We start from the raw sequence: 26748 nt of genomic DNA, 5'->3' as shown, positions 1-26748 counted from the left end.
GAGGTAACGATGGATAGCCCGTCGTTACTGCGACCTTTCCAATTGGGCCCCGGCCTTCGCCGGGGTGGTGCTCATTTAGCCGGGGTGGCGGCATCGGGAGGGAAAGAGGCAGCCCCTACTTAGCCGTCCACTTCCCCATCCACCCCAGCACTTCCCCATACCATTGCCGCGAGTTCTTCGGCTTCAGTACCCAATGGTTCTCGCCCGGGTTCACCAGCAACCGCGACGGGATCCCACGCCGCTGCAACGCGGTGAACGTCGCCAGCCCCTGCGTGTACGGAATCCGGAAGTCCTTCTCGCCGGTAATCACCAGCATCGGCGTCTTCCACTTCGCCACATAATTGACCGGGTTCCATTTCTCGAACGCCTGCGGGTCCTCGTAATAGGCCTTCCCGCCATGCTCCCATTCGTCGAACCAAAGCTCCTCGGTCTCGTACGCCATCGCGCGCGCGTCGAACACGCCGTCATGCTGGACGATGCACTTGAAGCGATCGGGCCACTGCCCCTCGATCCAGTTCATCATGTAGCCGCCGTACGACGCACCAAGCGCGCACGCATTGTCCGCATCGAGCCACGCGAACTTGTCAGTCGCGGCAGCCAGCCCCTTCTTCAGATCCTCAAGCGGCCAGCCGCCCCAATTGTTGCTGATTGCGTCGGTGAAGCCCTGTCCGTACCCGGTCGACCCATGGAAATCGACCGCGACTAGCCCGTAGCCTGCGCCCGCGAACACCGCGGGGTTCCAGCGATACGACCAGCTGTTGTTGCTCGATCCCTGCGGGCCCCCGTGGACCATGTAGGCAACCGGGACCTTCCCCGTGGAGCCGTACGGCTTCACCGCATAGCCCCAGACGGTGTCCGCGTTCGCGCCCTTGAAGTTGAACCGCGTGACCGTCGGCATGTCGATCCCGGCAAGCTTCGTCGCGTTGACCTGCGTCAGGCGCTGCGGTGTGCCGGTGCCCGCGACACGGTAGAAATCGGCGGGTGCGGTGAGGCTGTCGATCGCCACCACAGGCCCCCGCGGCGTGATCGCGACCGCGCTGACGTGACCCTCCTGTGTCAGCCGCGTGACCGCACCGCTCGTCGCATCGACCCGGAACAGCGGCGTCTCCTGCGTGTCGTCCGCCGTCACGTAGAGCGACTTCGAGTCCGGCGCCCACGCGATCGAGCCGACCGACCGGTCCCAGCGCTCGGTCAGCGACACCGTCTTGCCGCTGGCGATATCGCGCAGCGTCAGCACCTGACGATCCGCCTCGAACCCCGGCCGACGCATCGCGAAATATGCGAGCGTGCGGCCATCGGGCGATACGGTCGGGAGGTTGTCCGTCGCCTTGTTCGTCGCGGTCAGGTTGATCGGTGCCGCCGAGCCGTCCGCGGGCACCGAGAAGATGTCGAGATTGGTCGACAGCGACTCGATCCGGCCGGCTTCGCGCAGCGCGAAATAGACGGTGCGGCCGTCCGGACTCCACGAGATTTCCTCACCGCCGCCATTGGGCTTCGATGGTGTGTCGCCAACCAACGCGCCGACCAATGGAACGCCGTTCCCGGTCGCACCTGCGGCGGTCAGCGGCAGGACGAACAGCTGAGAGCGCGTGCCGTCCGCCCACGTATCCCAATGCCGCACGAACAGCTGGTCGTAGGTGCGGCCGGCGCCCGCGTTAGGATCCTTCTTCACCATCGCTAGCTCGAGGCTCGGCGCGCCCGGCTTGCGATCCGCCCAGACGAGCAGCTTATCGCCTGTCGGCGCGACCTTGAACCCGCTGAACCCACCCTTGAAGCTGGTGATGCGCCGCGACGTGCCGCCAGTGACGGGCACCGACCAGACCGCATCTTCGCCGCCCTTGTCGGACGTGAAATACACGGTGTTGCCGACGATCTGCGGGTCGTTCTCGTTGACCTGCGGATCGGCGAGCAGCTTCACCGGCGTCGCGCCCGGCTTGCTCAAGTCGAGCCGCCAGAGATCGTAGCGCCCCTTGTCCGCCGCGAGATCGGTCTCGCGCTGTGCCCAGACGAGCCAATGCCCGTCCTGCGACGCGGTCGGCGCACCGACGCGGCTGAGCATCGTCACGTCGTCGATGGTGAGTTGCCGGGCGGCGGCAGGGGCACTCGCGAAGGCGAGCACGGCGAGGCTGGCGGAGAGCATGATCTTCATGGGCCGCTTGATAGGACGCATGCGGGAGCGCGCGCAATCACCAGGGTTTGCTTGCCTTGGACGTTTCAGGTCGCTTGCAAGACAGCGCCCGTTCAGATCATGGCGGTATCAGGCCACAATCGCCCAACGCCTCCAGGATCGCCGTGTATGTTGATGACCTTGATCCGCGCGACGGCGAGCGCGCTGCTGGTGATTGCCATGGCGACCGCGTCCGTGGCGCAGGTCGTTCCTCCGTCCGCAGGCGGAGCGGCGCGTGTCCAATTGCCGGTCGATGCGCTGATGCAGGATGCCGCCGAATACGCGCAGCGGTTTGGCGTGCCGTTCGACGAGGCGCTGCGGCGCATGCGTGCGCAGGGCGACAGCGTACCGGCAACCGACGCGCTGCGTGAAACCTTCAAGGATCGCTGGGCCGGGATCGCAATCGAACATCTGCCGAATTACCGCATCGTCGTGCTGTTGACCGGCACCGATCCGGTCGTGGAGCAGTCGGTGATGGCGGGCGGCATGACCGTGCCGATCATCTTCCGCACCGGCGCTGCCGCGACGCGCGAGGCCGTGCTCGAAGCGATCACCCGCTATCAGGCGAAGATCCGCGATTCCCTCCCGCACCCGCCAGGACTGGGCGTGGACCAGAGGGCCGGCGAGCTCGTCGTGATGACCGCCAGTGCGGACGCCGATCTCGACCGGAACGGCGAATTGCGCGCGCGGATCGCAGCGATGACGGGCGTGCCGGTGCGGATCGATATCGTCGATCGGCCGCCAGTCGACATGGCGCAGGACCAGGTCGTTCCGGTCCCCACGCTCATACCCGCCCCGGTCGACGGCAGCGCGATCGAGGGCGGCGGGCGCGTCGTCGGGACGGTCGATGGCAAGCGCTATGCCTGCACGACCGGCTTCGTCGTGTCCGACGGCGTGCGCAACGGCGTGGTCACCGCAGCGCATTGCCCGGACACGCTCTCCTATGTCGGCAAGCGCCCTTCGGACGGCGGCCGCGAGGAATGGCCGCTGGCGTTCGTCGGGCAATGGGGCTGGGGGTATCAGGACGTACAGGTCAACGTCGCGACCGCGCCTGACGTCGGCTACGCACCGCTGTTCTACGCCGACACTGCCAAGACGCTCGCGCGGCCCGTCGCCACGTGGCGCTACCGGACGAGCACGCGGGCGGGCGACTTCGTGTGTCATCGCGGCGAGCGTACCGGCTATAGCTGTGCGGTGATCGCGATGGTCGATTTCGCGCCGGCGGGCGATCTGTGCGGCGGTGCGTGCCTGCCGACCTGGGTCGCGGTCGAGGGGCCGACGTGCAAGGCCGGCGACAGCGGCGCGCCGGTGTTCGAGGGCAGCACCGCGCTGGGCCTCGTCAAGGGCGGCACCTATCGCCGCGACGGGACGTGCCTGTTCTATTATTACATGTCGACCGACTATCTGCCGCAGGGCTGGACGCTGCTGCATCGATAGGTGGCGAGGCGGGTCGATTGTGTCTCCCCGCCAAGCGCTGTACGTCCCGCCGGGAACACGGTGCCGCCGAGCGCCGATCGGCGGCCTATCGACACGGGCATGACATGGACTCCTCGGGCCTTGAGGCCGTTTTCCTGGCTAATCGCGATACGCTGCTGCGGTTTATCCGCTCGCTCGGCGCGAGCGATGCGGAGGATCTTGTGCAAGAACTATGGGTGAGGATCCAGACCGCCCCCACCGGCCCGATCGCGTCGCCGCTGTCGTACCTCTACCGGATGGCGAACAACCAGATGCTCGATCGACACCGCGCGGTGCGGCAGGCGGAGAAGCGCGATCGCGAATGGACCGAGGCAACGGGGGGACCATCACTCGACCGTTCCGAGGAGCCCTCCGCCGAACGCGTCGTGATCGCACGCGAGCAGGCGGCCCTGGCGGAGTCGTCGTTGCAGTCGGTCGGCGACCGGGCGGCGCGAATCTTCCGACGGCACCGGATCGACGGCGTCGAGCAGCGCGTGGTCGCTGCCGAGTTCGGGGTAAGTCTCAGCACGGTCGAGGGCGATCTGCGGAAGGCGTATCGCGCGATGATCGATGCAAAGCGACGTTATGATGAGGCCTGATACGATCGTCTCCGTCTTCGGCTATAGGAGGCCATGATGGCGGAGCATGATGACATCGAAGCACGCGCGCTGAACGATACGGCGCTGGACTGGGTGGTCCGGACCGGCAGCGATGCGTTCGACGACTGGCCGGCGTTTCACGCCTGGCTGGAGGCGGACCCGCGCCATGCTGCGGCGTATCATGCGACGGCGATGGATATCGAGGAAATGGCGGCGACGGTGCCGCCTGTGCAGGCTGCGCCGATCGCGATGCAGCCTCCGCGGAGGCGCTGGCCAGTCTGGACCGGTGGAGCGATCGCCGCGTCGCTCGCGCTGTTCGTCGGGTATGAGTCGATCGAAACGCGCGCGCATCCTTATGCGGTCGAGACGGCGGCGGGGGCGATGCGGACGGTTCAGCTCGCCGACGGTAGCAGCATTGCGATGGGTGGTGCGACGCGCCTGATGCTCGACCACAACGACCCGCGGGTCGCGACGCTCGATCACGGCGAGGCGATGTTCGTCGTTCGGCACGACGACAACGATCCGTTCGAGGTGAGCGTCGGGGGCGCGCAGCTGATCGATGTCGGCACCGCGTTCGACGTGAAGCGCGCGCGCGGCGAAACGCGTGTCGCAGTGTCGGAAGGCGCAGTCGACTATAACCCAGGACGCGACGGCATCCGGCTCGTGAAGGGGCAGGGGCTGGTGGTGCGCGACGGCAAGGCGACCGTGACCGCGGTCGATGTCGCCAGCGTCGGATCGTGGCGCCACAGCGTGCTGGCGTATGAGGGCGCGACGCTGGCGGAGGTCGCGGACGACCTGTCGCGCGCACTCGGCGTCGACCTGCGCGCCGATCCGGGCGTCGCCAAGCGCGCGTTCAGCGGCAGCATCGCGACGGCCAAGCTGTCGGGCGATCCCCGGCTCGCCGCGCCGTTGCTGGGTGTCGCGATCCGCAAGCGTGGCGGTCACTGGGTGATGTCCTCCCGCTCGTGAGGATGCGCGGATGTCTGGTCGTTGCGGCACTCGCCGTCGCCGCTCCTGCGCAGGCGGGGCAGGGGGCGGTCGACTTGCCGGCGGGGCGTCTTGGGGACGCGGTGCTGGCGCTCGGGCGGCAATCGGGGACGAGTATCGTCGTCGGCGATCCAGGGCTTTGGGCGCGGCGCGTGCCGGCAGTGCGTGGGCGGATGAGTGCGCGCGAGGCACTCGACCGGCTGGCGACTGCGGCGAATGCGGACGTCGTCGCAGCGGGCGCGGTCGGGTGGCGGCTGACCGCTCGCGCACCGCGCGTCATTCCAGTGAAGCGTCCGAAGGTCGTTCCGATCGCCGTACCACCCGCAGTACAGGGCGCGGACATTGTCGTCACCGGCAGCAAGCGCGACGTGCGGCTGCGCGATTTCGCAGGGCAGGTTGCGTTGCTCGATGGTTTCGACCTTGCGCTCGGCGGTGCGGGCGGGACCGAGGCGATCCTCGCGCGGCTGGCCAGCGTATCGTCGACGCATCTCGGCGCAGGCCGCAACAAGCTGTTCATCCGCGGCATCGCCGATTCCAGCTTCACCGGACCGACCCAGACCACCGTCGGCCAGTATTTCGGCGACTTGCGGCTGAGCTACAATGCGCCCGATCCCGACCTGCGGCTCTACGATATCGCCTCGGTCGAGGTGCTCGAAGGGCCGCAGGGCACATTGTACGGGGCAGGGTCGCTCGGCGGGATCATCCGCACCGTGCCGAACGCGCCGGAACTGGGCGCGGTGTCGGCGTCGATCGCGGGCGGTCTCTCCGCGACGTGGCATGGCGATCCGGGGGCTGATCTCGGCGCGACGCTGAACGTGCCGCTCGGCGAGCGGGTCGCGCTGCGCGTCGTCGGCTACGGCGTGAGCGAGGGCGGGTATATCGACAATCCGGTGCTCGACCGCCGCGACGTCAACCGGACGCGGATCGGTGGCGGGCGGGGTGCACTGCGGCTCGATGCGGGGAATGGCTGGACGGTCGATCTCGGCGGGATCGGGCAATGGACCAAGGGCGACGACAGCCAGTACGCGGACCGCGACGCGCCGCCGCTGACGCGGTCGAGCGCCATCGTGCAGGGCTTCTCGGCGGACTACACGATGGGGCAGGTCGTCGTGTCGGGCACGATCGGCGGGCTGAAGGTCAAGTCCTCGACAGCGATCGTCAGCCAGACGCTGACCGAACGGTACGACGCGACCTTGCCAGCCGCCGATCCGGCGCTACCAAGCAGCAACTGGCCCGCATTCAGCAGCCCCCTGATCGCAGCCGCGGGCAGCCCGCGCGTGTTCGCGCAGCGCAATGCGACCGACATGATCGCGAACGAGACACGGGTGTGGCGGCCCATGCTAAACGGGTTCGGCTGGGTAGTCGGCGGCAGTTACACGCATAATCGCACGCGGTTGTCGCGCTCGCTCGGCCCGGTCGAGGCACCCGCGCCGGTGACGGGCGTGACCAACAGCATCGACGAGGCAACGCTGTACGGCGAGGGCAGCGTGCAGTTGGTGCGCGGATTGACCGCCACCGCCGGCGCGCGGGTCACGCGGGCGTCGCTCGCGGGGACCGGCGAGGATATCGCACCGGCGCGACTGGAGACGGTTGCGCTCGCCCGTGCGCGCGTGACGGCGGACCGGATCGAGACGAGCGTGCTGCCGTCCGCCTCGCTGATCGCGGCGGTGTTGCCGAAGGTGTCGCTTTACGGCCGCTACCAGCAGGGGTTTCGGCCCGGCGGGCTGGCGATCGAGAGCGATTTCGTCCGGCGGTTCGAGAATGATCGCGTGCGGACGCTGGAGACCGGCATGCGCTTCGGGCTCGCCGGTGTCGATCGCGCGTACCTGACGGCGAGCGTCTCGCACACGATCTGGCAGGATATCCAGGCGGACTTCATCGACGCCACCGGCCTGCCGAGTACCGCCAACATCGGCGACGGACGGATCTGGACGTTCAGCGCGGCGGGCGGATGGAAGCCGGTCGCCGGGCTGACCCTCGACGCGGGCTTCACCTATAATGACAGCCGCGTGACCGAACCGAGCGCGGCGCTGTTGGTGGCGCTTGCGCGGATGAGCCAGGTGCCCAACATCGCACGCTATGCCGGGCGGCTGGGCGCGGATTACCGGCGTGATATCGGGCGGGATCTGGAACTGCGGGTGTATGGCTGGGCACGCTATGTCGGGCGGTCCCGGTTGGGTGTCGGCCCGGTGCTGGGCGAAGAGCAGGGCGATTATCTCGATACGGCGCTTACTGCACGGATCGGGCGGCCGTCGTTGGGCGTGACGATCGGCATGACGAACTTGACCGACAGCGTCGGAAACCGGTTCGCGCTGGGGACGCCGTTCCAGGTTGGGAGCGGGCAGATTACGCCGCAACGTCCGCGGACGATCCGCATCGGCCTGGACGCCGCCTTCTAACTTTCCCCTCCATTTCAAGGAGGGGAGCCAGAAAGGCGCTGGTTCACCCCTTCGCGTTCACCAGTGCTCGCTGATCGGCCGGCAGCAACGCGAGGGCGGTTTTGTAGCAGTCGTCCACGTGTGAATTACCGACAAGTTTCATGGCACCGAAGCTGATCGTTGCCGCCACGGCCGAGCCGGCGAACGGGATGAACTTTGCCATCGATCCTACCGCTACCCGGGCGCCGACGCGGCGGAGGAGGGCGGCGACGATGCGTTTGGTCACCATCCGGCCGATCATCGTGTTGCCCAGACTCGACGCCATCACGAGCGCCTGCTGCGCGAGTTGCGGCTCCATCGTCTTCACCTGCTCGTGATCGAGCCCGAAGCGCTTGCTGATCTCGGGCAGCAGCTTGGTGAGCAGGCCGATATCCGCGACGATGTCCGCGCCGGGGATCGGCACGACCGCCGCGCCCGCCGACATCACCGAGCGCGTCGTGACGAGGCGCTTGCTGTCGTCGCGGATGCGGTCGAGTTCGGCGATGGTGGTGATCATGCTGGCATTTCCCTGAAGATATCCGCCGCACAACGCGCCGCCTCGGCCATTGTGCCGCACGATAATGGAGCGCGCTTCAAGGTTCGCGAGCCGCGTCTCCGTCCTCTTCTCGAAAACACATCGAAAAGGGTTCCGTATGCGTCGTCTCCTGCTGACCACCACCTGCCTGTTCGCGGTAACGACGGGCGCCCAGGCGCAGACCGTGATCGACACCAAGCGGACCGACGCGGTGCGGACCTCGACGATCAAGGCCGGTACGCCCGACAATATCCGCATCGCCGCCGCCGGTTCGGTGACGCCGACCACCGGCACCGCAGTCACCGTCGACAGCGTCAATTCGGTCGCCAACGAAGGCACGATCCAGATCACCAACGCCGACGGATCGACCGGCATCCTCGCCAACGCAGGCACCGGCGGCGGAATCACCAACGCGGCGACCGGCAAGATCATCATCGACGAAAGCTATGTCGCGACCGACACCGACAAGGACGGCGACCTCGACGGTCCGTTCGCGGCCGGCACCGGACGCACCGGCATCCGCACCGCGGGCGCGTACACGGGCGCGATCGTCAACAGCGGCGCGATCACCGTGAAGGGCAACAACTCCGTCGGCATCTGGCTCGGCGGGCCGCTGACCGGTGCCTTCACGCATAACGGCCAGACCACGGTCACCGGCAACGGATCGACCGGCGTGCGGATCGCCGACGTCACCGGCAACGTCCGGCTCGCAGGCACGATCGCGGCGATCGGGCAGGGCGCGGTCGCCGCACGCGTCGATGGCGACATCGCGGGTGCGCTGGTGGTGCAGGGCGCGCTCGGCTCGACCGGCTATCGCTATGCGACGGCGCCGGCCGATACGACCAAGCTCGACGCCGACGACCTGTTGCAGGGCGGATCCGCGCTGGTCGTCGCGGGCAACGTGTCGGGTGGAATCATCTTCGCGATCCCGCCGAAGGACGCGAGCACGACCGATGCCGACGAGGACAAGGACGGTCTTCCCGACGCCACCGAAGGCTCGGCCGCGATCACCTCCTACGGCGCGGCGCCCGCCGTACAGATCGGCTCGGCCACGCGGACGGTCGCGATCGGTGCGGTGGCGGGGACGGGGACCGGCTACGGCCTGATCGTCGATGGCGGCATCGCGGGCAACGGTGTCTATGGCGGGGTCGAGGGCAACGGCCTGGCGATCGGTGGCCTTGGCGGCGCGGTGACGATCGCCGGCGGGATCGGCATCAACGGCACCGTGGCGGCAACCGCGAACGGCGCGAGTGCGACCGCGTTGAAGCTTGGCGTGGGTGCATCCACGCCCGAGATCCGTAATGCCGGCACAATCTCCGCGGCAGGCGGCGGCACGACCGCATCGCGTTCGACGGCGGTCCTGATCGACACCGGCGCATCCGTCGCCACGATCCGCAACAGCGGCACGATCAAGGCGACCGCGCAGGCCGCCGACGGCACCGCGATCGCCATCCTCGATCGGTCGGGCACCGTGACGCTGGTCGAGAACAGCGGCGGCATCGGCGCAACGGGCGCGCTGGCCACCTCCGAGCGCAACGTCGCGATCGATCTCTCGGCCAACACCACCGGCACGATCGTTCGCCAGACCGCGGTCGCGACCGGCATCGCGGCGCCAGCGATCGTCGGCGACGTGCGCTTCGGCAGCGGCAACGACGTGTTCGATGTCGCGGACGGCACGGTCGCCGGTACCGCGCGCTTCGGCACCGGCAACGACCGCCTGGCGCTTTCGGGCGACGCCAATTTCACCGGCGGCGCAGTGTTCGGTGCAGGCAACGACGCGCTCACGCTCGCCGGAACTTCGGTGTTCAGCGGCGCGGCGGACTTTGGCGGCGGTACCGACACGCTGACGCTCGGCGGCACGTCGCGCTTCTCCGGCACGCTCGCCAATGCCGGCGGCCTTGCGGTCGCGGTCAACGGCGGAACGCTCGACATCACCAAGACGGCATCGATCGCCTCGCTTTCGGTGACCGGTGGCGGCGTGTTGGCGGTAACGCTCGACAAGACCGGCGGCACCGGCACGATGATCCAGGTCGCGGGCACGGCTGCGTTCGACAAGGATTCGAAGCTCGCCCTGAAGCTCACCAGCGTCGTCGATGCGGAAGGGCGCTACACCGTCCTTCGCGCCGGCACGCTGACGGGCGCTGCAAACCTTACCGCGACCACGACGTTGCTCCCGTTCCTCTACAAGGGCAGCATCGCGACCGGCACGGGCAACGACCTCGCGGTCGACGTGGCGCGCAAATCGTCGACCGAACTCGGGCTCAACCGTTCCCAGGCATCGGCCTATGATGCGATCTACAAGGCGCTCGGCAACGACGCCAAGATCGGCGGCGCGTTTCTCAACATTACCGAGGCCGACGCGTTCCGCGGCTCGGTCCGCCAGATGCTGCCCGACCATGCCGGCGGCACGTTCGAGGCGGTCACGATGGGCTCGCGCGCGACTGCCCGCGTGCTCGCCGACCCGCACGGCCCGTTCAAGGACGAGGGCAAATGGGGCTATTGGGTGACGCAGGTCGCGTGGGGAACGTCGAAGAGCGTCGCTGATACCGCAGGCTATGACATCAGCGGCTGGGGCGTCTCGGCAGGCGCGGAGTACAAGACCGGCGTCGGCAACTTCGGCACCTCGATCGCCTATCTCCACGGACAGGACGCGGACGACGGCACGGACAATGAAGTGAATTCGGACCAGTATGAGCTGGCCGGATACTGGCGCGGGCGTTGGGGCAGGCTGCAGGCCAACGCGCGGGCGTCGGGGGCGAAGGTGAAGTTCGACGGTATCCGGCAGTTCACCGGTGCTATCGGCAGCGAGGCGGTTGCCCGGACCGCGAAGGGCAAGTGGGACGGTACGCTCTACGCCGCATCCGGCGGGCTGTCGTATGAAGCAGGCAAGGGCATGCTGATCTTCCGCCCGGTGCTCGCGATCGATTACTACAAGTTGAAGGAAGACGGCTATGGCGAGACCGGCGGCGGCAAGGCGATCGACCTCGTCGTCAGGTCACGCACGAGCGACGAGCTGGCGGTTACGGGTAGCGGCGCGCTCGGGCTGAACTTCGGTGGTCCCGAGTATCAGGACGGCTGGTTCCGCGTCGAAGCCGAGGGCGGACGCCGGCAGCTCGTTGGTGGCGGGCTCGGCGCGACCACCGCATCGTTCGAGGGCGGCCAGTCGTTCACGCTGACTCCTGACAAGCGCACCAGCGGCTGGGTCGGCAAGCTGCGCGGCGTCGGTGGCAACGGCATCTTCCGCATGGGCGGCGAGTTCAACGCCGAGCAGCAGCAGGGCCGCGTCGCGCTGTCGCTGCGCGCGAGCCTGCAGATCGGGCTCTGAGGCGACAGCTTTTCGGGATCGGGGATGGCTCGATTCCGCCTCCGGACTGTTGTCCGCGCATAAGCGAGGAGTGAACATATGGCCGACGACCGTCTGAACATCGATACCAAGACTCTCGAGGATAACAGCGACCTGCGCCAGGTCGAGTTCGAGGCCGAGGTGAGCGAAGAGCGCTATCAGTTCGCGGTGCAATATGATGTGCTCGAAGCGCTCAGCACGGTATCGCCCGAGGGCGATGCGGTGGCGATCTTCCGACAGCATGCCGACGAGATCGCCGACCTCGGTGTCGTTGCCCTCGCGCGTGATCCGGATCAGGAGATCGTCGTGATCAGCGAGAACGATCTGGACTAGCGCGGTCTTCGGGACGATCCTCCCCACCGAATCCGGCACTATCGTCCGGACCGGTGGGAGACGGATGATGAAATCGATCTGGATGGGCGCCACGATGGCAGTGGCAATTGCCGGTGGTGCAGTGCCCGCAGGTGCGCAGAAGGCCAGCCCGGCCATCGCCAAGGCGCTGGCCGACCCTGCACGGACGGACCAACAGGGCGACGACGCGCGGCGCAAGGCGGCCGAGGTGCTGGCCTTCTCGGGAGTCAGGTCCGGCAACGTCGTCGTCGATTACCTTCCGGGTGCCGGGTATTGGACGCGGATCTTCTCGGGTGTGGTCGGTCCCAAGGGTCGCGTTTATGCGGTATGGCCCGCATCCGGGGCCAAGTACGCGGAGAAGTCGCTACCGGCGTTGCAGGCGCGTGGCCTCGCCAACGTCACCGCAGAGGTACAGACGACCAACCTGCCGACCTCGCCGGTGCCAGTCGACCTGGTCTGGACCGCGCAGAACTACCACGACATCCCCAACAAGGGCGCGGGCGAACCGGCGTTGCGCGCGTTCGACGGCGCGGTGTTCCGGATGCTCAAGCGCGGCGGCACGTATATCGTCATCGATCACGCGGATGCCGCTGGGACGGGCATGAGCGGCACCGAGACGCGTCACCGGATCGATCCGGCGGCGGTGAAGGCGCAGGTCCAGGCGGCGGGCTTCAAGTTCGTCGGCGAGTCGACCGTGCTGCGCAATCCGGCGGACGACCACAGCAAGGCGGTGTTCGACCCTGAGATCCGCGGCAAGACCGACCAGTTCGTCTACAAGTTCAGGAAGCCGTAAGCGGCGCTGTTTGGGTGGTCCGCGCTGGTCGACGTCGCTTCGGATCGTCGACCAGCCGGGGAATACTGGTGCTGCCGGTGAGGATTGAACTCACGACCTCAGCCTTACCAAGGATGCGCTCTACCACTGAGCTACGGCAGCACTCGCTGGCATCGCTGCCGGCGGAGTGGGGCTAAGAGACGAGGGCGGCGCGGTTGTCAAGGCATCGCGGCCCGATATAGGGCGTATTTATGGACGATCGGGATCGGAAGGCGGCGGAGAAGGCCGAGCGCATGGCGGCTGCGCTGCGCGAGAATCTGCGGCGGCGGAAGGCGCAGGCGCGGGCCGTCGGGGCTGCGCCTCTGATCAAGGACGAGCCGTCTAGCTGAGCGGCGCGCATTTGGCGGTGAGCCAGGTGCGATCCTCCGCATCGGTCATTTCGGGGGTCAGGACCGCCAGCACCTGTGCGTGATAATCGTCGACCCATTGGCGCTCGCCTGCCGTCAGCAGCGTCGGCTCGATCAGCGTGCGTTCGATCGGGCAGAAGGTGAGCGTCTCGAAGCCGAGCATTGCGCGGTCGGCGCCGGGGATATCACGCGGTTCTATCAGGATCAGGTTCTCGATGCGGATGCCGTATTCGCCGGCCTTGTAATAGCCGGGCTCGTTGGAGAGCATCATGCCGGCGCGCAGCGGCTCCATCGCCGCGCCGCCGGGGTAATTGGGCGCGGCGATCCGCTGCGGGCCTTCGTGCACCGCGAGATACGCACCGACGCCGTGGCCGGTGCCGTGGCCGAAATCGAGGCCGGCTTCCCAGAGCGGCCGGCGCGCGAACGCGTCGATCTGGCCGCCCATCGTGCCGTCGGGAAAGACCGCCGTGGCGATGCCGATATGGCCCTTCAGGACGCGGGTGAAGCGGTCGCGCATCTCGTCGGTCGGTTCGCCGATCGGCATCACGCGGGTGACGTCGGTGGTGCCGTCCGCATACTGGCCGCCGGAGTCGATCAGGTAGAGCTGGCCGGGTTCGATCGGCGCGCTCGACTCCTCGGTGACGTGGTAGTGCGGGATCGCGCCGTGCGCGCCGGTGGCGGAAATCGTGTCGAACGACGTGTCCTTGAGGACGCCGGTCTGTTCGCGGAAGGCGAGCAACTTGGCGGCGGCGCTGAGTTCGGTCTGACCGCCTTTAACGCATTCGCTCTCGACCCAGCGGAGGAAGCGCGCGAGTGCGGCGCCGTCGCGGGCGGAAGCGGCGCGGTGGCCGGCGATCTCGACGGGGTTCTTGATGGCCTTGGCGAGGACGACGGGGTCGCGGAGGGGGAGGATCTTCGCGCCGCCGGCCTGGAGCGCCTGCGTGATCGCGGCGACCGCGCGTTCGGGATCGGCGGCGACGCGCTTGCCGGTGTAGGTGCTGAGGGCCGCTGAGAACGCGCTGCGATCATGGAGGCGGACCGCGTTACCGAGATGCTGGCGGACGGCGTCGTCGAGCTTGTCGGGGGCGACGAACAGGTCGGTCGTGCCGTCCGCGCTCACGATCGCGTAGGACAGTGCGACGGGGGTGTGATCGACGTCGCCGCCGCGGATGTTGAGCGCCCAGGCGATCGAATCGAGTGCGGTGAGGACGACCGCGTCGGCGTTCTGCTCGGAGAGCCAGTCGGCGATCTTCGCGCGCTTTTCGGCGGAGGAGGCGCCGGTGAACTGGTCGGGCTGGACGGTAAGCTTGGCGGGGGAGGGGGCGGGGCGGTCGGTCCAGATTGCGTCGATGGGGTTGGTGTCGACCGCTACCAGCGTCGCGTCGCGGTCGGCGAGGGCTGTGGTGGCGTCGGCGACCCAAATTCCGGTGTGGAGCCACGGGTCGTAGCCGATCCGGCCGCCTTCTGGGGCGTGCTTGGCGAGCCAGGCGGCGGGGCTGGTCTGGGGGACGTCGGCATAGTCCCACTGCGCGCCGTCGACCTGTTCGCGGACCTGGATCGTGTAGCGACCGTCGGTGAAGATCGCGGCGCGGTCGGCGAGGACGACCGCGGTGCCGGCCGAGCCGCCGAAGCCGGTGAGCCAGCCGAGGCGCTGCGCGTAGCCGCCGACATATTCGCTCATGTGTTCATCGGTGAGCGGGATGACGAAACCGTCGAGTTTATCGGCAGTTAGCTGGGCGCGGAGGGCCGCGAGGCGGTCGGCTAAGCGGGCGGTCGGGGTCATCGGTTCGGTCTCTCGTCAAAAGTGAAGTATAGAAAGTGCAGACGCTGGCGAGGTTTCAATACATGCCCCTGGTGGGCGTCGGGTGCGGGTACGACGGCATGGATATGGATGCGGATCGGGCGGTCACGGTCGATGCCGGGCGTTGTGACAGAAAGCAGATGTGTAGGACAGCGGGTGCGGGCGGGGCTCAAAACCGTTGCTGTGTCTACGGCCAACTTTCGTCACCTCCCCGGCGGAGGCCGGGGCCCAGTTGGGGGATGTCGCTAACTAAGCGCAGCGCGTCGTTACTTCGACCTTTCCAACTGGGCCCCGGCCTCCGCCGGGGTGGTATTCTTCGCTGCTATCGTACGTTTCCGCTTCTTGTTCTCCCGCGAAGGCGGGACCCCAGACTGGGTCCCCGCCTTCGCGGGGAAACAGGGTTGGTTTACGGTAGCTCGCACGAGCCGCCACCACCCCGGCGGAGGCCGGGGCCCAATTGGGGGACGACGGTAACGAGGGATTGCGCGCAGTTACCGCGATCTTTCCAATTGTGCCCCGGCCTTCGCCGGGGTGGTGGTTGTGCGGGGATCGGTTCTCCCCAACGCCGCAGCGTTTGGCTTCCACCCTCCGCCCGGCTAACACACCGGGATGACCACGCCCCCCATCGCCGAACAGCGGCCGCACAGCTTCACCACGCATGGCGTGACGATCGAGGATCCGTATGCGTGGCTGAAGGATCCGAACTATCCGGAGGTCGATGACGCCGACGTGCTCGCGTATCTCGCTGCCGAGAATGTGTATTTCGAAGCGCAGATGGCGCCGCACGAAGCGCTTACCGACACGATCTACGAAGAGATGAAGGCACGGATAAAGGAGGATGAATCCTCGGTGCCGCAGAAGGATGGCGATTGGCTCTACTGGACCGCGTACGAGACCGGCGGGCAGTACAAGAAATGGTGGCGCAAGCCCGTTGCGGGTGGTGACGACGAGCTGTTGCTCGACGAGCCGGCGCTGGCGGAGGGGCACGAGTATTTCCGGCTCGGGGCGTTCTCGATCAGCAATGACGGGCGCTATCTCGCCTATGCGATCGACGACAATGGGAGCGAGCGGTTCGAGGTTCGGGTCAAGGACCTGGATACCGGCGAGCACCTGCCCGACGTGATCCCGGGGATGCTCAGCGAGATCGTCTGGACCGCGGACGATGCAGGCTTTTTGTACGGGCTGGCGAACGAGCAGTGGCGGACCGACAATGCGCGGTTCCACCGGTTGGGGACGCCGATCTCCGAGGACGTCGTACTGTTCCACGAGGAGGACGAGGGCTTTCGCGTCGGCGTCGGCGAGACGAGTTCGCGGAAATGGATCGTGATCGCGACCAGCGACCATGTGACGAGCGAGCTGTACCTGCTGCCTGCGCATGAGCCTCTGGCGGTGCCGATCCTCGTTTCGGCGCGGAAGGTGGGCCGCGAATATGATGTGGACGAGCATGACGGGACGCTGTTCATCCACACCAACGACGTTGATCCGAATTTTCGGCTTTGCACCGCGCTGGTCGAGGAGCCGGATGCGTGGAGCGAGCTGATTCCGGCGTCGCCGCATTTCTACATGACGGGCGTGGAGTGTTATCAGGACTTCTTCGTGGTCGACGGGCGCGAGGATGGCCTCGATCAGATCGCGATCCACCGGTACGAGACGCCGACCGAGGGCAAGCGGATCGACTTCCCCGAGGCGAGCTATGTCGCAGGGCTGGGGGATAATCCCGAGTATGACATGACGGTGCTGCGGCTTGGGTATGAGTCGATGGTCACGCCGGGGACGGTGTACGACTATGACGTCGATACCGGCGAGCGGACGATGCTCAAGGTGCAGGAGATCCCGAGCGGGTATGACGCGGCGAAATATGCGACCGAGCGGCTCAAGATCGTCGCGCGGGACGGGACGGAGATCCCGGTCTCGATCGTGTATCCGGCCGGGTTCGTTCGCGATGGGTCGGCGCCTTTGTTCCTCTATGCGTATGGCGCGTACGGCTATGCGATCCCGCCGGGCTTCTCGACCGGGCGGATGAGCCTGCTCGATCGCGGGTTCGCCTATGCGATCGCGCATATCCGGGGTGGCGACGATCTGGGTCAGCAATGGTATCTGGATGGCAAGCTGGAGAAGCGCGCGAATACGTTCAACGATTTCGTCGATGTGGCGAAGGCGCTGGTCGACGCGAAGTGGACGTCGGCGGGGAAGATCGCGATCGCGGGGCGGTCGGCTGGCGGCGAGCTGATGGGGGCGGTGGTCAATTCCGATCCCGAGCTGTGGGGCGCGGTGATCGCGGACGTGCCGTTCGTCGACGTGCTGAACACGATGCTCGACGAGAGCCTGCCGCTGACGCCGGGCGAGTGGCCCGAATGGGGGAACCCGATCGAGGACGAGGCGGCGTTCGCGCTGATCCGGTCCTATTCGCCGTACGACAACGTGAAGGCGCAGGTCTATCCGCCGATGTTCATTTCTGGCGGGCTCAACGATCCGCGTGTGACCTATTGGGAGCCGGCGAAGTGGGCGGCGAAGCTGCGGCTGATGAAGACCGACGACAATGTGCTGCTGCTCAAGACCAACATGGGCGCGGGGCATGGCGGCAAGTCGGGGCGGTTCGAGTCGTTGCGCGAGGGCGCGGAGGAACACGCGTTCGTGCTGTGGCAGCTGGGCGTCGCGGGGTGAGCCGGTTCACGCTCTCGATCACGGCGCAGGACGCGGATATCGACGAGCTTGGGCATGTGAACAATGCGGTCTGGGTGCAGTGGATCCAGGTCATCGCGACCGCGCATTGGGAGGCTGTGGCGCCGGCCGAGCACAAGCTGGCGTATGTGTGGGTCGTGACGCGGCATGAGATCGATTACCGCGGTAGTGTCGTCGCGGGGGAGACGGTCGTTGGTGAGACTTGGGTCGAGGGGGCGCCTAAGGGGGCTCGGTTCGATCGGCATGTGCGGTTTGTCGGGGATGACGGCCGGGTGAAGCTGGAGGCGGTGACGACCTGGGCTTTGCTGGATCGGGCGACCGGGCGGTTGATGCGGGTGCGTGAGGATGTCGCTGCGCCGTTTTATTCCTAGTCCCTCTACCCTTCGGGGAGAGGGAGGGAGCGACGTAGTCGCGGAAGGGTGAGGGGCGTTGGGAATTGGCGTCTTGAGCCTCACGCCCCTCTCCCTTCCCACCGCAAGCGCGGCGGGCCCCTTCCCTCTCCCCGGAGGGGCGAGGGAGTTTAGCCGCTGTTTCGCAGGGCGGTGGCGATTGCGTTGATGGAGAGGAGGATGCCTTCGCCTATCCGCGGGTCGTCCTCGCCTGCTCTGCGGCGTTTGATCAGTTCGATCTGGAGGAGGTTGAGCGGCTCGATATACGGCAGGCGGAGGCGGATCGAGGCGTCCAGGGCGGGGTGCTTTTCGAGGAGGCGGGACTGGCCTGTTACCGTGAGGAGCCCGTCATGGGTCTGGTGCCAGCCGTCGCGGATCGTGGTGAAGATCTCGCGGAGTTTGTCGTCTTCGACCAGCCCGGCATAGCGTTCGGCGATGCCGATGTCGGACTTGGCCAGCACCATCTCCAGGTTGGCCAGCGCGGAGGCGAAGAGCGGCCAGCCTTGCGCCATGTCCTTCAGCAGCGCCTTGTCCTCGAAATCGGCGATCGCGCGGCCGACCCCGTACCAGCCGGGGAGCATGACGCGCGCCTGCGCCCAGCTGAATACCCAGGGGATCGCGCGGAGGTCTTCGATGCGGTCGGATTTGGTGCGGCTGGCGGGGCGGCTGCCGATCTTGAGGCCGGCGATCTCGGCGATCGGCGTCATCTGGCGGAAGAAGGTGCGGAAGCCCTCCGTACCGTAGACGAGGTCGCGGTAGCTGTGGAAAGCGGTGTCGCTGAGCGTGTCCATTGCCGCAGAGAAGCTTGCGTTGTCGGCATTGGAGAGGCGTTCGGGCTCGAGGCTTGCGAGCAACGTGGCCGACGCGATCGCCTCGAGATTGGTCATCGCGGCGTCGCGCGTGCCGTATTTGGCGGCGATGACTTCGCCCTGTTCGGTGATGCGGATGCGGCCCTGGACGGTGCCCGAGGGCTGCGCGCGGATCGCGCGGAACGCCGAGCCGCCGCCGCGCCCGACCGCGCCGCCGCGTCCGTGGAAGAGCTGCATGCCGACGCCGGCGGCGGCGAAGACGGGTTTTAGTGCGGTCGAGGCTTTCGAGAGCTGCCAGGTGGAGGTGAGATATCCCCCGTCCTTGTTGCTGTCCGAATAGCCGATCATCACTTCCTGATGGCCGCGCGCCTTGGAGATGGTGGCGATCTCGGGGAGCGCGAACCAGGCGGTCATGACGGCGGGGGCGGCTTCGAGATCGCCGATCGTCTCGAACAAGGGCACGGCCATGATCGCTGCGGTCGGGGTTTCACCGGGGCGGTAGAGGCCGACTTCCTTGAGCAGGAGGTTTACTTCGAGCAGGTCGCTGACCGACTGCGCCATCGAGACGATGTAGTTGGTGATGCACGCCGGGCCGTAGGCGGCGTGCGCGTCGGCGGCGGCCTGGACAATCGCGAGTTCGCCGGCGGTTTCTTCGGAATATTCGGCGAAGCGTGAGGTGAGCGGGCGGGCGTTGGCGAGCTCGCGGCGGAGCAGCGCGACGCGCGCGTCTTCGTCGAGCGCGAGGTAATCATCCTCTACGCCTGCGACTTTCAGCAGTTCGGCGACGACGCGTTCGTGGACGGCGCTGTTCTGGCGAAGGTCCAAGGTGGCGAGGTGGAAGCCGAACGTCTCGACCGCGCGGATCAGCCGGCCGAGCGCGCCGCCGGTCTTGAGCGCGATGCCGAGGCCGTGCGCGAGCGTGACGAGGTCCGCGCGGAAGTCGGCGGGGTTGGCATAGGGCTCGCCAACGAGACGGCCGGGGCGGGGGGCGTGCTTGCCGGTGAGTGTGTCGTGCGTTGCGGACAGGCGGGCGTAGATGCCGGAGAGTGCGCGGCGATAGGGCTCGTCGCTGCGGCTGGCGGCATCGTCGCCGCTGGCGTCGGCGAGCGCCTGCACCGCGGCATCGGCGGGGGCGTGCTCGGTCGAGATCGAGAGTTCGGCGCCTAGTGCGTGCACCGCGTCGCAGTAGTAGCCGAGCACGGCTTCACTCGCCTTAGACAGCGCGGTCTTGAGCGAGTCTGCGGTGACATAGGGGTTGCCGTCGCGGTCGCCGCCGATCCAGCTGCCGGGGCGCAAGAAGCTCGGCGTGCGTTCGCCGAGCGCGCGGTCCCAGCGCTGGTAGAGCGCGGGGAGCGCGGGGAGGAACACGTCGCGCAGGTAGCTGAGCGCGGTGTCGACCTCGTCGGTGACGTAGAGGCGGTCGCGGCGCAGGACGCGGGTTTGCCAGAGCAAAGCGATCTGGCGGAGGATCGCGTCGTCGACGCTGTCGCCGTCGGGCGTGGTGTCGCGGCCGAGATCGCGCAGGCCCATCAGCTCGGCGATGCGGTTGCGGTGGTCGATCATGCTCTTGCGCCGCACTTCGGTCGGGTGCGCGGTGAGCACTGGGGCGATCAGCGCGTGGTCGAGCAGCGTGCGGATCTGGGCGCGGTCGATGCCTTCGGATTCGAGTTGTGCGATCGCGGAGGCGAGGTCGGCGCCGTCTTCCGCGGCGATGCCCTGGCGGTCTTCGGCGAGATTGGCGAGCATCGAGAAGAGCATGAAGCCGCGGACGAAATCGAGCGTCTCGTCGAGGCTGAGCTTTTCGAGGCTGAGATCGACCGCGCGATCGTCGCCGGGCTTGCCTTCGGAGGCGTCGCGGTGGCGCTCGACCGACGCTTTTCGGATCGTCTCGGTGGCCGCGAACAGACGCTCGCCGCCATAGGCGCGGATGACGTCGCCGAGCAGTTTGCCGAGGAAGCGGATGTCGGAATTGTTCGCGATTGCGGGGAGACTTGCCATGATTCCCTGCTGCGCTGCGGCAGGGATCAGGTCAACAACGAACACCGCGCGACACGCCTAAATAGTCGCTTGTTTAGTGGTTTAGGCGACAGATTATTGCACAGATCAGCGCTTACGCGACTCCGCACGCTCTTCCGACGTCACCGTGCCGTCGTGGTTCAGGTCCATCCGGTCGAACCAGGCGAGCGTGCCTTCGCTCCACTCGATCGCGGTGATGACGCCGTCCTTGTTGCGGTCGAACGCCTTGATGCGCGTGTTGGGCGAGGGGAGCTCGTCCTTGGTGACGCGATCGTCGCCGTTGCGGTCGAGCGTGCGGAAGCGGCGTTCCATGCTGGCGCCGAAATCGAGCCGCGAGGTTACCGAGGGCGGCACGAAGCCGACCGCGTTGGCGTCGGCCTGTGCGCGCTGCGCGTCCTTGTCGCCGCACGCGGACACCAGAATTCCCGTCGCGGCGAGCGCCGCTACCAGTTTCACCTGCATAGAATCTCCCGTCGTATCGATGCCGTCAGGCTTCGAGTTCGATGTCCCAGTACAGCCAGTCGTGCCATGTGTCGTGCAGGTAGTTGGGCGGGAAGCTGCGGCCGTGTTCCTGGAGATGCCAGTTGGTCGGGCGGATCGCCTCGATATGCAGCGGCATCGCCGCCTGTTTCGGGGTGCGGCCGCCTTTCTTGAGGTTGCAGGGCGAGCAGGCGGTGACGACGTTCTCCCACGTGGTACGACCGCCTTGCGCGCGGGGGACGACATGGTCGAAGGTGAGATCGCGCAGCTTGCCGCAATATTGGCAGGTGAACTTGTCGCGCAGGAACAGGTTGAAGCGGGTGAAGGCGGGAAATTGGGACGGTCGGACGAACTGCTTGAGCGCGATCACCGAGGGCAGCTTCAGCGCGAAATTGGCGCTGCGCACTTCGCGTTCATAGGTGGCGACGATGTCGACACGGTCGAGGAAGACAGCCTTGACCGCGGTTTGCCACGGCCAGACGCTGAGCGGATAGTAGGAAAGCGGCGTGTAATCGGCATTGAGCACGAGCGCCGGACAACCATCCGGATGACGCATCAGATCGGGGTGAAACACGGCTCCTCCCACTCAGGCTTCGCAGAGCGCCCTATGGACGACAGCGATGACACCGCCATGACAGCACGCCGCGTGGCGGTCGGTCAAGCATGCTGAGCGACGGACCGGTCGTAACGCGGTTCGCGCCGAGCCCGACGGGGCGGTTGCACCTGGGCCATGCGGTGTCGGCGATCCGCGCGCACGATTACGCGCGGGAGCGGGGCGGGCGGTTCCTGCTGCGGATCGAGGATATCGATGGGACGCGGAGTCGGCCCGAGTTCGTCGCGGGGATTTTGGAGGATCTGGCGTGGCTTGGGTTGCGGTGGGACTCGCTGGTGTCTCAGTCGGAGCGGCTGGCGACGTATGATGTTGCGCTAGAGGCATTGAAGGCGCGCGGGCTGGTTTACCCCTGTTTCTGTACGCGGGCGGAGATCGCGGCGAGCGCGTCGGCGCCGCAGGGGGATGTCGGGCCGGTGTATCCGGGGATTTGTCGCGGTTTGAGCGCGGAGGAGGTCGCTGCGCGGGGGGATGTGGCGCATTGCTGGCGGCTCGACATGGCGAAGGCTGTGGTGATTGCCGGCGTGCTCTCGTGGCACGATGCGATTGCGGGGACGGTTGTCGCCGATCCGCTGGCGCAGGGGGATGTCGTGCTGGCGCGGAAGGATGCGCCGGCGAGCTATCATCTGGCGGTGACTCTGGATGATGCGGCGCAGGGGGTGACGGATGTGGTGCGCGGGGTGGACCTGTTTTCGGCGACGGACGTGCACCGGGTGTTGCAGGCTTTGCTGGGGTTGGCGATGCCGCGCTATCATCATCATCCGTTGGTGGTGGATGCCGCGGGGCGGCGGTTGGCTAAGCGGGATGGGGCTTTGTCGCTGGCGGAGATGCGGGATGGTGGTGAGGATGGGGTGGTGCTGGCGGCTTGGGTACGGAGTGGGGGGTGACCGGTTTCCAGCGGTCAGCGCGGGGATCAATCGGTGCTTGTAACTTTCGGCGGCGGTGCCGTCGTAAAAGTTCGCAGTCTGCACTTCCTTGTTCTCCCGCGAAGGCGGGAGCCCAGCCTGGATCCCCGCCTTCGCGGGGAAACAAGGAGGGGGGTACGACGCCTGTAACGTGCCACCACCCCGGCGAAGGCCGGGGCCCAGTTGGGGGACGTTGCCAACGGGGCGCTGCGCTTCGTTACTGCGACCTTTCCAACTGGGCCCCGGCCTTCGCCGGGGTGGCGCTCTGAGTTGGGATGGAGGCTAAAGCTCGATCCCCAACCTCGGCGCGGCCCACGTCATCGCCGCATACAGCGCTATCGTCAGCACGCACCCCGCTACCAGCGACACCCAGAACGGCGCACCATGTCGCAGCAGCGCCGGGATCAGGAGGAACATCGGCAGCGACGGCAGCACGTACCAGAAGGTCGCGCCGGCGTGCGCGGCCATCGTCCGAGGGTCGGGCTTGTCGCGCCAGAGCCAGATCATGCCGAGCACCGACACCAACGGCAGCGACGCCACGAGCGCGCCGAAGCCGGGATAGCGCTTGGCGATCTCCGAGGCGGCGGCGATAAGAATGCCGGAAATCAAGGCTTTCAGCGTCAAGTATAACATGCAGCATTTGCACGCATCACGAAGGGTTCCGCAACACTGCTACGGCCATTGCTAGCAGCATCCGGTGCGCTTACATTCCTGTCATGAACACATTCCTCGTCATCCTCCTGATCGCGGCGATGATCGCGACTGTCGTGGCCCTGGTGCGGGGCGTCGTGTCGTTCCTGCAGGAGGGGACGGCGCAGGTTCGCGACGGCAACGGCCCGAGCGCGGCGTCGCTCAAATCGAATCGGATGATGCAGCAGCGGATCTTTTTCCAGGCGCTGGCGATCCTGATCGTGGTCGTGATCCTGTTCGCGGCGGGGCGGAACTAGGGTCTAACGCGCTTTGCTAACCACCGTCATTCCAGCGCAAGCTGGGATCTCGACGTTAGGCGGATGTCGCGAGCCACGAGGGATACCCCAGCTTTCGCTGGGGTGACGGACTTGTGGCACAGCATGGTCGGACAGAAGGAATCGACCGATGGTCAAGCTCAACAAGATCTACACGCGAACGGGTGACGACGGCACGACCGGGCTGGTCGACGGCTCGCGGGTGTCGAAGGCCAGTGCGCTGATGCAGGCGATCGGCGATGTCGACGAAGCGAACTCCGCGATCGGCGTGGCGGTGGTGGCGCTTGGCGACGATCCGCTCGCCGCCGCGCTGGAGCGGATCCAGAACGACCTGTTCGATGTTGGTGCCGACCTCGCGACCCCCGCCGGTGACGATGGATTCGCGCCTTCCGAGATGGTGCTGCGGATCGTGCCGGCGCAGGTCGAGCGACTCGAGCGCGAGATCGATGCGATGAACGCGCACCTTGCGCCGTTGCGGAGCTTCATCCTGCCGGGCGGGTCGCCGCAGGCCGCCGCGCTACATCTGGCGCGGGCGATTTCGCGACGCGCGGAGCGATCCGCGGTCGCGGCGACGCACGATATGCTGCTGAATCCGGCGGCATTAGCGTATGTTAACCGGCTATCCGATTTCCTGTTCGTGGCGTCGCGGGCGGTGAACCAAAACGGGGCCGGCGACGTTCTATGGCGACCGGGGGCTACGCGCGCGCAGGCGTGATCGGCGTTCGAGCGTTGCGGTACTGGGCGACGCATTGAAGGATAATCGATGCCGCAGCCTGTTCGTCCAGATCCAAACGCCGCTCCATCATCGGAACTGAGCGAGCGCTTTTCCGCCGTACGCGCGCTGACGCTGGCGCTGGCCGCGCCGCTGTCGGATGCGGATGCGACGGTGCAGTCGATGGACGACGCGTCGCCGACCAAGTGGCATCTGGCGCATACGACGTGGTTCTTCGAGACCTTCGTGTTGCGCGATCACGTCGCCGGTTATGCGCTCCACGACGAGCGGTTCCCGTTCCTGTTCAACAGCTATTACGAAGCCGAGGGCCGGCGCCATGCGCGCGATCGGCGGGGGATGGTGACGCGGCCATCGCTCGACGAAGTGCGGGCGTACCGCGCGCATGTCGATGCGGCGCTACTCGATGCGCTGCCCGGCTTGTCGGAGGATGCTCAGGATTTGGTGGCGCTTGGGTGTCATCACGAGGAGCAGCACCAGGAATTGCTGGTGACCGACATCCTTCACATGTTTTCCGAAAACCCGTTGGAGCCCGCGATGTGGCCGGCGCCGCGGAAAGTACCGGTCGAGATGCCGGGGCCGATCGGCTGGATCGCGCGCGAGAGCGGGATCGTCGAGGTCGGGCATGACGGCGACGGGTTCGCGTTCGATTGCGAGGGACCGCGGCACGCCGCCCTGCTGGTGCCGCATGCGATCGCCGACCGGACCGTGACGAACGGCGAATGGGCGGCGTTCATTGCCGATGGCGGCTATACCGAAGCGCGGCATTGGCTGGCGGATGGCTGGGCGTGGGTGAAGGCCGAGGGCATCGTTGCGCCGCTCTATTGGGAGCAGGGCGAGGCGGGCTGGACGCGGTTCGGGCTCGACGGGCGGCGCGCGATCGATCCGGCGGCACCGGTGACGCATGTGAGTTTCTTCGAGGCGGATGCGTATGCGAGCTGGGCCGGCGCACGGTTGCCGACCGAGTTCGAATGGGAGGCGGCGGCGGCCTCGCATGATGCGAACGGCGGCAACCAGATGGACGTGGCGGGTCCGGTCGAGCCTCGGCCGGCGGCGAATGGCCCGGCGTTTTTCGGCGATGTCTGGGAGTGGACCGGCAGCGCGTACCGCCCGTATCCCGGTTTCGTGACCGCGGCCGGCGCCGTCGGCGAATACAACGGCAAGTTCATGAGTTCGCAGTTCATCCTGCGCGGTGGCAGTTGTGCCACGCCGCGTGGCCATGCCCGGCCGAGCTACCGCAATTTCTTCTATCCGCACCAACGGTGGCAGTTCACCGGCGTGCGTCTCGCGAAAGATATCTGATGTTGAAGCCTGAGATCGAGGACGGCCAGCAGACGCTCGCCGACCCGCAATTCCGTGCGGACGTGCTGGACGGCCTGGCCCGCCGCCCGCGGGCGATCCCGGCGCGCTGGTTCTACGACCGGCGCGGGTCGGAGCTCTTCGAGAAGATCACCGATCTGCCCGAATATTATCCGACGCGGACCGAGCGGTCGATCCTGGAAACGGCATGTCCCGAGGTGGCGACGCTTGCGGGCGAAGGGCGTGCGGTCGTCGAGTTCGGCTCGGGATCGTCGACCAAGACGCCGATCCTGCTCGATGCCGTTGCACCGTCGGTATACGTGCCGATCGATATCTCGGGGGATTTCCTGCGGGAGTCGTCGAAAGTGCTGGGCGAGCAGTTTCCGGATCTGCTGGTGCTGCCGTTCGAGGCGGACTTCATGCGGCCGTTGAGCTTGCCGAAGACGATCGCGGATACGCCGAAGCTCGGCTTCTTTCCGGGGTCGACGATCGGCAACATGATTCCGCTGATGGCTGTCGATCTGCTGCGCGCGATGCGGTCGTCGCTCGGCGTCGGCGCGATGCTGTTGATCGGGATGGACCGGATCAAGGGCGAGGACGTGCTCGTCCCGGCATATGACGATGCGCAGGGCGTGACGGCGGCGTTCAACCTGAACCTGCTCGAGCGTATCAACCGCGAACTGGACGGCGATATCCCGGTTGACGCGTTCCGGCACAAGGCGGTCTGGAACGACGATCGCGCACGGATCGAGATGCATCTGGAGGCGGTGCGCGATGTCGCGTTTACCGTCGATGGGCGATCGTTCGAAATGACTGCGGGCGAGACGATACACACCGAAAATTCGCATAAGTATGGCGCGCGGGATGCGCGGATCCTGCTGCGGTCGGGCGGGTGGACGCCGGTGGCGGCGTGGACCGATCCCGAAGGGCTGTTCGGGGTGTATCTGGCCGAGGCCCAGGTGGAGCGGCCGGCGCCCTGATTAGGGGGCGACGGCTTGATGCAGTATCGCCCATTTCCGGTCGTTGGGG

The 26748-nt window shown here is 67.0% G+C and carries 22 protein-coding genes and 1 tRNA gene; 15 read left to right on the top strand and 8 right to left on the bottom strand.

Annotated elements, in window-relative coordinates:
* Positions 1-115: 115 nt before the first annotated feature.
* Positions 116-2149 carry a S9 family peptidase gene (locus tag IFR23_RS14265; protein ID WP_192976484.1) on the bottom strand — a complete coding sequence of 678 codons (2034 nt, stop codon included), beginning with the start codon at positions 2147-2149 and terminating at the stop codon, positions 116-118.
* 147 nt (positions 2150-2296) lie between these two features.
* Between IFR23_RS14265 and IFR23_RS14260 the strand changes: the two genes are divergently transcribed.
* From IFR23_RS14260 to IFR23_RS14245, 4 genes are all read left to right on the top strand, one after another.
* Positions 2297-3604, top strand: a complete 1308-nt coding sequence (locus tag IFR23_RS14260; RefSeq protein ID WP_244655694.1) for a S1 family peptidase — start codon at positions 2297-2299, stop codon at positions 3602-3604.
* Between the two features lie 104 nt (positions 3605-3708).
* Complete coding sequence (locus IFR23_RS14255) at positions 3709-4221, top strand: RNA polymerase sigma factor (RefSeq protein WP_192976483.1); 513 nt, start codon at positions 3709-3711, stop codon at positions 4219-4221.
* Positions 4222-4257: 36 nt separating this feature from the next.
* On the top strand, positions 4258-5190 hold the full coding sequence (locus tag IFR23_RS14250; RefSeq protein ID WP_192976482.1) for a FecR family protein: 933 nt from the start codon (positions 4258-4260) through the stop codon (positions 5188-5190).
* A gap of 2 nt (positions 5191-5192) precedes the next feature.
* The gene (locus IFR23_RS14245; protein WP_192976542.1) at positions 5193-7607 is read left to right on the top strand and encodes a TonB-dependent receptor; all 2415 of its coding nucleotides are present in this window, start codon (positions 5193-5195) and stop codon (positions 7605-7607) included.
* 43 nt (positions 7608-7650) lie between these two features.
* Here the strand turns inward: IFR23_RS14245 and IFR23_RS14240 are convergent, their stop codons facing one another.
* On the bottom strand, positions 7651-8142 hold the full coding sequence (locus IFR23_RS14240) for a hypothetical protein (RefSeq protein WP_107963082.1): 492 nt from the start codon (positions 8140-8142) through the stop codon (positions 7651-7653).
* A 136-nt stretch (positions 8143-8278) separates the two neighbouring features.
* On the opposite strand from IFR23_RS14240, the gene IFR23_RS14235 reads away from it, so the two are divergent.
* The 3 genes from IFR23_RS14235 (at position 8279) to IFR23_RS14225 (ending at position 12647) form a co-directional block, all read left to right on the top strand.
* Complete coding sequence (locus IFR23_RS14235; RefSeq protein WP_192976481.1) at positions 8279-11485, top strand: autotransporter outer membrane beta-barrel domain-containing protein; 3207 nt, start codon at positions 8279-8281, stop codon at positions 11483-11485.
* A 78-nt stretch (positions 11486-11563) separates the two neighbouring features.
* Positions 11564-11836 carry a DUF1488 family protein gene (locus IFR23_RS14230; protein WP_107963084.1) on the top strand — a complete coding sequence of 91 codons (273 nt, stop codon included), beginning with the start codon at positions 11564-11566 and terminating at the stop codon, positions 11834-11836.
* Between the two features lie 67 nt (positions 11837-11903).
* The gene (locus IFR23_RS14225; RefSeq protein ID WP_107963289.1) at positions 11904-12647 is read left to right on the top strand and encodes a class I SAM-dependent methyltransferase; all 744 of its coding nucleotides are present in this window, start codon (positions 11904-11906) and stop codon (positions 12645-12647) included.
* A 66-nt stretch (positions 12648-12713) separates the two neighbouring features.
* Here the strand turns inward: IFR23_RS14225 and IFR23_RS14220 are convergent.
* Positions 12714-12788: transfer RNA gene (locus IFR23_RS14220), tRNA-Thr, on the bottom strand.
* A gap of 89 nt (positions 12789-12877) precedes the next feature.
* Between IFR23_RS14220 and IFR23_RS14215 the strand changes: the two genes are divergently transcribed.
* Positions 12878-13015 carry a hypothetical protein gene (locus IFR23_RS14215; protein ID WP_192976480.1) on the top strand — a complete coding sequence of 46 codons (138 nt, stop codon included), beginning with the start codon at positions 12878-12880 and terminating at the stop codon, positions 13013-13015.
* On the opposite strand, the gene IFR23_RS14210 is transcribed toward IFR23_RS14215, so the two are convergent.
* Positions 13008-14816, bottom strand: coding sequence for an aminopeptidase P family protein (locus IFR23_RS14210; RefSeq protein ID WP_192976479.1), 1809 nt, complete (start codon positions 14814-14816; stop codon positions 13008-13010). The two genes, IFR23_RS14215 and IFR23_RS14210, sit on opposite strands and share 8 nt — an antisense overlap.
* A gap of 627 nt (positions 14817-15443) precedes the next feature.
* Here IFR23_RS14210 and IFR23_RS14205 point away from each other — a divergent pair.
* Together IFR23_RS14205 and IFR23_RS14200 are read left to right on the top strand one after the other, a co-directional pair.
* Positions 15444-17498 carry a S9 family peptidase gene (locus IFR23_RS14205; protein ID WP_192976478.1) on the top strand — a complete coding sequence of 685 codons (2055 nt, stop codon included), beginning with the start codon at positions 15444-15446 and terminating at the stop codon, positions 17496-17498.
* Positions 17495-17887 carry an acyl-ACP thioesterase domain-containing protein gene (locus tag IFR23_RS14200; protein WP_192976477.1) on the top strand — a complete coding sequence of 131 codons (393 nt, stop codon included), beginning with the start codon at positions 17495-17497 and terminating at the stop codon, positions 17885-17887. Before IFR23_RS14205 ends, IFR23_RS14200 begins: the two co-directional genes overlap by 4 nt.
* Before the next feature lie 149 nt (positions 17888-18036).
* Here the strand turns inward: IFR23_RS14200 and ppc are convergent, their stop codons facing one another.
* The 3 genes from ppc to IFR23_RS14185 all read right to left on the bottom strand — a co-directional run bounded on the left by ppc (position 18037) and on the right by IFR23_RS14185 (position 21784).
* Positions 18037-20712 carry a phosphoenolpyruvate carboxylase gene (gene ppc, locus IFR23_RS14195; protein ID WP_192976476.1) on the bottom strand — a complete coding sequence of 892 codons (2676 nt, stop codon included), beginning with the start codon at positions 20710-20712 and terminating at the stop codon, positions 18037-18039.
* 105 nt (positions 20713-20817) lie between these two features.
* Positions 20818-21192 carry an EF-hand domain-containing protein gene (locus tag IFR23_RS14190; RefSeq protein ID WP_093398527.1) on the bottom strand — a complete coding sequence of 125 codons (375 nt, stop codon included), beginning with the start codon at positions 21190-21192 and terminating at the stop codon, positions 20818-20820.
* 25 nt (positions 21193-21217) lie between these two features.
* On the bottom strand, positions 21218-21784 hold the full coding sequence (locus tag IFR23_RS14185) for an HNH endonuclease (RefSeq protein WP_056052248.1): 567 nt from the start codon (positions 21782-21784) through the stop codon (positions 21218-21220).
* 89 nt (positions 21785-21873) lie between these two features.
* On the opposite strand from IFR23_RS14185, the gene gluQRS reads away from it, so the two are divergent.
* Positions 21874-22707 (top strand): tRNA glutamyl-Q(34) synthetase GluQRS, encoded by an 834-nt coding sequence (gene gluQRS, locus IFR23_RS14180; protein ID WP_192976475.1) that lies wholly within the window; start codon positions 21874-21876, stop codon positions 22705-22707.
* Between the two features lie 300 nt (positions 22708-23007).
* Here gluQRS and IFR23_RS14175 read toward each other — a convergent pair whose 3' ends face one another.
* On the bottom strand, positions 23008-23358 hold the full coding sequence (locus tag IFR23_RS14175) for a DUF3147 family protein (protein ID WP_056489776.1): 351 nt from the start codon (positions 23356-23358) through the stop codon (positions 23008-23010).
* Between the two features lie 83 nt (positions 23359-23441).
* On the opposite strand from IFR23_RS14175, the gene IFR23_RS14170 reads away from it, so the two are divergent.
* From IFR23_RS14170 to egtD, 4 genes are all read left to right on the top strand, one after another.
* Positions 23442-23672, top strand: coding sequence for a twin transmembrane helix small protein (locus IFR23_RS14170; protein ID WP_056052241.1), 231 nt, complete (start codon positions 23442-23444; stop codon positions 23670-23672).
* A 148-nt stretch (positions 23673-23820) separates the two neighbouring features.
* Entirely contained in the window at positions 23821-24405 is a 585-nt protein-coding gene (locus IFR23_RS14165) for a cob(I)yrinic acid a,c-diamide adenosyltransferase (RefSeq protein ID WP_192976474.1), read from the top strand.
* A 48-nt stretch (positions 24406-24453) separates the two neighbouring features.
* Positions 24454-25722 (top strand): ergothioneine biosynthesis protein EgtB, encoded by a 1269-nt coding sequence (gene egtB, locus IFR23_RS14160; protein WP_192976473.1) that lies wholly within the window; start codon positions 24454-24456, stop codon positions 25720-25722.
* Positions 25722-26699, top strand: a complete 978-nt coding sequence (gene egtD / locus IFR23_RS14155) for an L-histidine N(alpha)-methyltransferase (RefSeq protein ID WP_192976472.1) — start codon at positions 25722-25724, stop codon at positions 26697-26699. Before egtB ends, egtD begins: the two co-directional genes overlap by 1 nt.
* Positions 26700-26748 lie beyond the last annotated feature (49 nt).

It is taken from the genome of Sphingomonas sp. CFBP 13603 (genome assembly GCF_014892665.1).
GTDB lineage: Bacteria > Pseudomonadota > Alphaproteobacteria > Sphingomonadales > Sphingomonadaceae > Sphingomonas.
Note: the sequence above shows the minus strand (reverse complement) of the source record. Positions and strands in the feature narration are given on the sequence as shown.

What these genes read in the sequence shown, in the direction of transcription:
- IFR23_RS14265 (WP_192976484.1), bottom strand. Translation starts at nt 2,149, where the DNA reads ATGAAGATCATGCTCTCCGCCAGCCTCGCCGTGCTCGCCTTCGCGAGT.
- IFR23_RS14260 (WP_244655694.1), top strand. Translation starts at nt 2,297, where the DNA reads ATGTTGATGACCTTGATCCGCGCGACGGCGAGCGCGCTGCTGGTGATT.
- IFR23_RS14255 (WP_192976483.1), top strand. Translation starts at nt 3,709, where the DNA reads ATGGACTCCTCGGGCCTTGAGGCCGTTTTCCTGGCTAATCGCGATACG.
- IFR23_RS14250 (WP_192976482.1), top strand. Translation starts at nt 4,258, where the DNA reads ATGGCGGAGCATGATGACATCGAAGCACGCGCGCTGAACGATACGGCG.
- IFR23_RS14245 (WP_192976542.1), top strand. Translation starts at nt 5,193, where the DNA reads ATGCGCGGATGTCTGGTCGTTGCGGCACTCGCCGTCGCCGCTCCTGCG.
- IFR23_RS14240 (WP_107963082.1), bottom strand. Translation starts at nt 8,142, where the DNA reads ATGATCACCACCATCGCCGAACTCGACCGCATCCGCGACGACAGCAAG.
- IFR23_RS14235 (WP_192976481.1), top strand. Translation starts at nt 8,279, where the DNA reads ATGCGTCGTCTCCTGCTGACCACCACCTGCCTGTTCGCGGTAACGACG.
- IFR23_RS14230 (WP_107963084.1), top strand. Translation starts at nt 11,564, where the DNA reads ATGGCCGACGACCGTCTGAACATCGATACCAAGACTCTCGAGGATAAC.
- IFR23_RS14225 (WP_107963289.1), top strand. Translation starts at nt 11,904, where the DNA reads ATGAAATCGATCTGGATGGGCGCCACGATGGCAGTGGCAATTGCCGGT.
- IFR23_RS14215 (WP_192976480.1), top strand. Translation starts at nt 12,878, where the DNA reads ATGGACGATCGGGATCGGAAGGCGGCGGAGAAGGCCGAGCGCATGGCG.
- IFR23_RS14210 (WP_192976479.1), bottom strand. Translation starts at nt 14,816, where the DNA reads ATGACCCCGACCGCCCGCTTAGCCGACCGCCTCGCGGCCCTCCGCGCC.
- IFR23_RS14205 (WP_192976478.1), top strand. Translation starts at nt 15,444, where the DNA reads ATGACCACGCCCCCCATCGCCGAACAGCGGCCGCACAGCTTCACCACG.
- ppc (WP_192976476.1), bottom strand. Translation starts at nt 20,712, where the DNA reads ATGGCAAGTCTCCCCGCAATCGCGAACAATTCCGACATCCGCTTCCTC.
- IFR23_RS14190 (WP_093398527.1), bottom strand. Translation starts at nt 21,192, where the DNA reads ATGCAGGTGAAACTGGTAGCGGCGCTCGCCGCGACGGGAATTCTGGTG.
- gluQRS (WP_192976475.1), top strand. Translation starts at nt 21,874, where the DNA reads ATGCTGAGCGACGGACCGGTCGTAACGCGGTTCGCGCCGAGCCCGACG.
- IFR23_RS14175 (WP_056489776.1), bottom strand. Translation starts at nt 23,358, where the DNA reads ATGTTATACTTGACGCTGAAAGCCTTGATTTCCGGCATTCTTATCGCC.
- IFR23_RS14170 (WP_056052241.1), top strand. Translation starts at nt 23,442, where the DNA reads ATGAACACATTCCTCGTCATCCTCCTGATCGCGGCGATGATCGCGACT.
- IFR23_RS14165 (WP_192976474.1), top strand. Translation starts at nt 23,821, where the DNA reads ATGGTCAAGCTCAACAAGATCTACACGCGAACGGGTGACGACGGCACG.
- egtB (WP_192976473.1), top strand. Translation starts at nt 24,454, where the DNA reads ATGCCGCAGCCTGTTCGTCCAGATCCAAACGCCGCTCCATCATCGGAA.
- egtD (WP_192976472.1), top strand. Translation starts at nt 25,722, where the DNA reads ATGTTGAAGCCTGAGATCGAGGACGGCCAGCAGACGCTCGCCGACCCG.